Source organism: Aeromonas sp. R7-1 (assembly GCF_040908115.1).
GTDB classification, from domain to species: Bacteria; Pseudomonadota; Gammaproteobacteria; order Enterobacterales; family Aeromonadaceae; genus Aeromonas; species Aeromonas caviae.
In genome coordinates this window covers 1-3,937 of record NZ_JBFODD010000061.1, presented here as the reverse complement: position 1 = coordinate 3,937, position 3,937 = coordinate 1, and the positions used below count along the sequence as shown (strand labels likewise).

At 60.0% G+C, this 3,937-nt stretch carries 2 protein-coding genes; both read left to right on the top strand.

The window, feature by feature from the left end:
- Positions 1 to 2,178: Ig-like domain-containing protein (locus AB5Y51_RS18090; protein WP_368178888.1), on the top strand; the 2,178-nt coding region annotated here is incomplete at its 5' end.
- 415 nt (positions 2,179 to 2,593) lie between these two features.
- On the top strand, positions 2,594 to 3,937 hold a 1,344-nt coding region (locus tag AB5Y51_RS18085), incomplete at its 3' end, for an Ig domain-containing protein (protein ID WP_368178886.1).

Genomic DNA, 3,937 nt, shown 5'->3' with positions numbered 1-3,937 from the left:
GGCGTCTCCGCAGGAACCGTCACCATCACTGCCTCCGGTGAAGCCAATGGCCAATCCTTCAGCGCGACGGCCGAGGTGACCATCACCCATGCCGTTGTGGCCCAGCTACAGATCACCCCCGCCGTTTCTTCTCTGCCGGTTGGCTTGAGTGAACAGCTCACAGGGGAAGTCATTCTGTCCGATGGCCAAGTGCTGGATGTCACCGCTGACGACCTTGTGAGCTGGCGCTCCAGCGACCCGGCCGTCGCCACCATCAGCAGCAGTGGCACCGACAAAGGCAGGGTGACCGGCGTGTCCGCAGGAACCGTCACCATCACCGCCTCCGGTGAGGCCAATGGCCAGCACTTCAGCGCCACCGCCGAGGTGACCATCACGGATGCCGTCGTGACCCGGGTACAGATCACCCCCGCCGTTTCCTCTCTGCCCGTTGGCTTGAGTGAACAGCTCACAGGGGAAGCCCTTCTTTCCGATGGTCAGGTGCTGGATGTCACCGCTGACGACGTGGTGAGCTGGCGCTCCAGCGACTCGGCCGTTGCCACCGTCAGCAACAGTGGCGCCGACAAAGGCAGGGTGACCGGTGTCTCCGCAGGAACCGTCACCATTACCGCCTCCGGCAAGGCCAATGGCCAGTCCTTCAGCGCGACTGCCGAGGTGACCATTACCCATGCCGTCGTGACCCAGCTACAGATCACCCCCGCCGTTTCTTCTCTGCCGGTTGGCTTGAGTGAACAGATCACAGGGGAAGCCCTTCTTTCCGATGGTCAGGTGCTGGATGTCACCGCTGACGACGCCGTGAGCTGGCGCTCCAGCGACCCGGCCGTCGCCACCATCAGCAGCAGTGGCGCCGACAAAGGCAGGGTGACCGGCGTGTCCCCAGGGACTGTCACCATCACAGCTTCCGGTGAGGCCAATGGACAGCACTTCAGCGCGACTGCCAAAGTGACCATTACCAAGGCAGTTGTGGCGGAAGTACAAATCACCCCCACCGTCTCCACCCTGCCAGCAGGCTGGAGTGAACGGCTCACAGGGAAAGTCACTCTGTCCAATGGTCAGGTGCTGGATGTCACCGCTGACGACGCCGTGAGCTGGCACTCCAGCGATCCTGCCATCGCCACTATCCATAGCAGTGGTCCCGACAAAGGCATGGTGACCGGCGTGTCCGCAGGAACCGTCACCATCACAGCTTCCGGTGAGGCCAATGGCCAGCACTTTAGCGCGACGGCCGAGGTGACCATTACCAGTCTCGTCGTGACCCAGGTACAGATCACCCCCGCCGTTTCCTCCTTGCAGGTTGGCTTGAGTAAACAGCTCAAAGGGGAAGCCCTTCTGTACGATGGCCATCAGTCGATGCTGCTGCTGGATGTCACCGCTGACGATGCCGTGAGCTGGAGCTCAAGCAACCCGCTCGTTGCCATCATCTTCAACAGTGGTCCCAACAAAGGCCTGGTGGTCGGCATGTCCGCAGGGACTGTGACCATCACCGCCTCCGGTGAGGCCAACGGTCAGCACTTCAGCGCCACCGCCGAGGTGACCATCACCAACCTCGACGTGACCCAGGTACAGATCACCCCCGCGTTTTCCTCCCTGCCGGCTGGCTTGAGTGAACAGCTCAAAGGGGAAGTCATGCTCTCTGATGGCAAGGAACTCGATGTGACTGCGGATAACGCCGTGAGCTGGAGTTCCAGCAACCCGGCTGTTGCCACCATCAGCAACAGTGGCCCCGACAAAGGCAAGGTGACCGGCGTGTCCGCTGGAACGGTCACCATCACCGCCTCCGGTGAGGCCAATGGCCAATCCTTCAGTGCGACTGCCGAGGTGGAGGTTAAGCCACCCCTGGCGTTTTTCACTACTCCTGACACGATTGGACGTAGCTGGAACGATGCCGATGCCTATTGCAAAGGACTGAACCCAGCGGCTCGCCTGCCAACCAAACTCGAACTCCAAAACCTGTTTTCTCAGAGCTCATCTGTAGAGCTCGGTCAGTCCAGTGATGTCATGTGTGATGTTCACGGGTGGCCCCTGCGCGGCCAATGTGGCGGTAGTTCGAACCTCTACTGGGCCAACGATAAGGAATGGAAAGACTGGCGCTGGCGCACCAACATGAGCAACGGTACCTCCTTCAGCCAGGCCGACAATACCGAAAGCAACCACGTGGCCTGTGTTCGTAAGGATATTTAGCTTTTGTTGCTGGCGCGCAAGCGCCAGCTATATCCATGCGCCAGGGCATCTGCAATACAGCAACGTCCTGCGCCCCCAGTAAATAAACGTCTCGACAGTGAATAGATTACTGGCGGCCACCATCCGCCAACCAACACCTGGCGATCAACGCCGCTCTGATTGAAATCGTATGTTCTGACTGGGCTTATAAGCACCCCCATCAAAAACATGATTTCCAGCCTGACTGTCACGACGCGCATAAATTCATGTGAGCCCTTCAAGGCTTGCGCCAGAAATATAAACCTAGAGGACTTTACCTATGACAAAGATATTATGGTCATATGTCGCCCTATTCTTCTCATTTTTATTACTGGGTTGTAATGGTAATAACAATGACTCATCCACTGTAATACCGCCAGATATCTCCATATCCGGATTGCAGATCACCCCCGCCGTTTCCTCCCTGCCGGTTGGCTTAAGTGAACAACTCAAAGGGGAAGCCATTCTGTCCGATGGCCAGGTGCTGGATGTCACCGCTGACGATGCCGTGAGCTGGCGCTCCAGCGACCCGGCCGTTGCCACCGTCAGTAGCAGTGGCACCGACAAAGGCAGGGTGACCGGCGTCTCCGCAGGAACCGTCACCATCACTGCCTCCGGTGAAGCCAATGGCCAATCCTTCAGCGCGACGGCCGAGGTGACCATCACCCATGCCGTTGTGGCCCAGCTACAGATCACCCCCGCCGTTTCTTCTCTGCCGGTTGGCTTGAGTGAACAGCTCACAGGGGAAGTCATTCTGTCCGATGGCCAAGTGCTGGATGTCACCGCTGACGACCTTGTGAGCTGGCGCTCCAGCGACCCGGCCGTCGCCACCATCAGCAGCAGTGGCACCGACAAAGGCAGGGTGACCGGCGTGTCCGCAGGAACCGTCACCATCACCGCCTCCGGTGAGGCCAATGGCCAGCACTTCAGCGCCACCGCCGAGGTGACCATCACGGATGCCGTCGTGACCCGGGTACAGATCACCCCCGCCGTTTCCTCTCTGCCCGTTGGCTTGAGTGAACAGCTCACAGGGGAAGCCCTTCTTTCCGATGGTCAGGTGCTGGATGTCACCGCTGACGACGTGGTGAGCTGGCGCTCCAGCGACTCGGCCGTTGCCACCGTCAGCAACAGTGGCGCCGACAAAGGCAGGGTGACCGGTGTCTCCGCAGGAACCGTCACCATTACCGCCTCCGGCAAGGCCAATGGCCAGTCCTTCAGCGCGACTGCCGAGGTGACCATTACCCATGCCGTCGTGACCCAGCTACAGATCACCCCCGCCGTTTCTTCTCTGCCGGTTGGCTTGAGTGAACAGATCACAGGGGAAGCCCTTCTTTCCGATGGTCAGGTGCTGGATGTCACCGCTGACGACGCCGTGAGCTGGCGCTCCAGCGACCCGGCCGTCGCCACCATCAGCAGCAGTGGCGCCGACAAAGGCAGGGTGACCGGCGTGTCCCCAGGGACTGTCACCATCACAGCTTCCGGTGAGGCCAATGGACAGCACTTCAGCGCGACTGCCAAAGTGACCATTACCAAGGCAGTTGTGGCGGAAGTACAAATCACCCCCACCGTCTCCACCCTGCCAGCAGGCTGGAGTGAACGGCTCACAGGGAAAGTCACTCTGTCCAATGGTCAGGTGCTGGATGTCACCGCTGACGACGCCGTGAGCTGGCACTCCAGCGATCCTGCCATCGCCACTATCCATAGCAGTGGTCCCGACAAAGGCATGGTGACCGGCGTGTCC